The following is a 1,323-nucleotide window of genomic DNA, read 5'->3' as shown; positions in this document are numbered from 1 at the left end:
CTCAGCGCCACTTGCCAGCAGTGTGTGCGATGTTGGCACGTTGGACCTTGCGCCGGGTTATACAATCGATGCCGACTTTTTCTTCAGAAAGAGAAGCCTTGCTTGCGAGCACTCTGATCCAACCAAGCGTGCCAGGGGTGGCGTGACAGGTGACTTGTTGGTCATGCGAAACAATGCATTGGATGACATTAAGGCAGCTTTGAAAACCTATGGGTTAGGCAAAGGCAATATGGCGCAGCGGTGGGATAAGATTGTGAAGTCAGGCCATGTCACTCCAGACCTTGTTCATACGCACATGGCATCATGGCTCGTCACGTACAACGAGTTGTTGCGGCAGCTGAAAACGGACAAGAAGAAAAAGGTAGCAACTTGGACATTGTCGTCAGTGGGTCACCATTCTACCACGAATCACAATATGATTTCAACACTCGAGACATTGGTTGCAACTATGGCAGAGCATGTCATGGCATCTGAGGACCGTGTCAAGCAGTTGAAGAAGACTGAGTTGTGCAGCTTGCGAAAAGCTCAAACAGAGCGGAATCGACTCATGGCTCCGTGGCGTCCCAGTGGAGTTCACGCCGACTCACGCATGCCAGTGCACATGTTGCGCTACATGATTGACAATGGTCTTCTCATTTCACAGCATGGCACGTCTGGCACCAGCAAGATTGTCTCGTTGTATGACGGCAACGCTGGCGACTTGGATGAGACATGCCCTTGGGTAATTCCATTCAGCCACGTTACCCCAGGCAAAGATATTGCCATGTTGCGCGCAGCCATAGGCGAAAAACGCATTGAAGATGCAATGTCACGAGCCGAGGCATTCTTGAATGAGGATGGCAATCGGCTCATGAGTGACATCAGAATGAAGCCCATGGGTGGCGGCCACGACCATGTCGAGGAATTAGCATGGGTGCCAGGCTCATGGCGAGCGAGGTCTCTGATTCCGGAAGCATTACGCTCGCTTGGCACGCCATGGCTGCTGAGCCACGATGTTGCCGGCGCGCGCAAAGACGGAGTGCAGTGGCCATTGGCAGGCTTCGGGCACCTTCTATGCGTGCAACGCGGAGACATGTTGACATGTCTGATTCCACCAACAGCAATTGTCGATCGTGGCGCCACGCTGGAAACTTGTATCCCGTTCTTGACACAGTTGTCTTGGCAGCATTTTGACGCATTCGTCACTCAGCACTGCCAGTTTGCCACTCTCATCCCGGGCCGTGCGTTGTGGGTGCCATACGTTGGCGTTGCTTACTTGTGTCGCGGACTATCTCTAGTCACAGCCACATCCTCCACATTCCGTACGTGAACGCACGCATGCTC

The 1,323-nt window shown here is 53.1% G+C and carries 1 protein-coding gene; it reads left to right on the top strand.

Annotation, left to right across the window (positions count from 1 at the left end; genetic code table 11):
• On the top strand, positions 1 to 1,309 hold a 1,309-nt coding region (locus ABWQ00_RS16110; RefSeq protein WP_353239672.1), incomplete at its 5' end, for a hypothetical protein.
• Positions 1,310 to 1,323 lie beyond the last annotated feature (14 nt).

Source organism: Limnohabitans sp. (genome assembly GCF_040400975.1).
Lineage (GTDB): Bacteria > Pseudomonadota > Gammaproteobacteria > Burkholderiales > Burkholderiaceae_C > Limnohabitans_A.
Note: the sequence above shows the minus strand (reverse complement) of the source record. Positions and strands in the feature narration are given on the sequence as shown.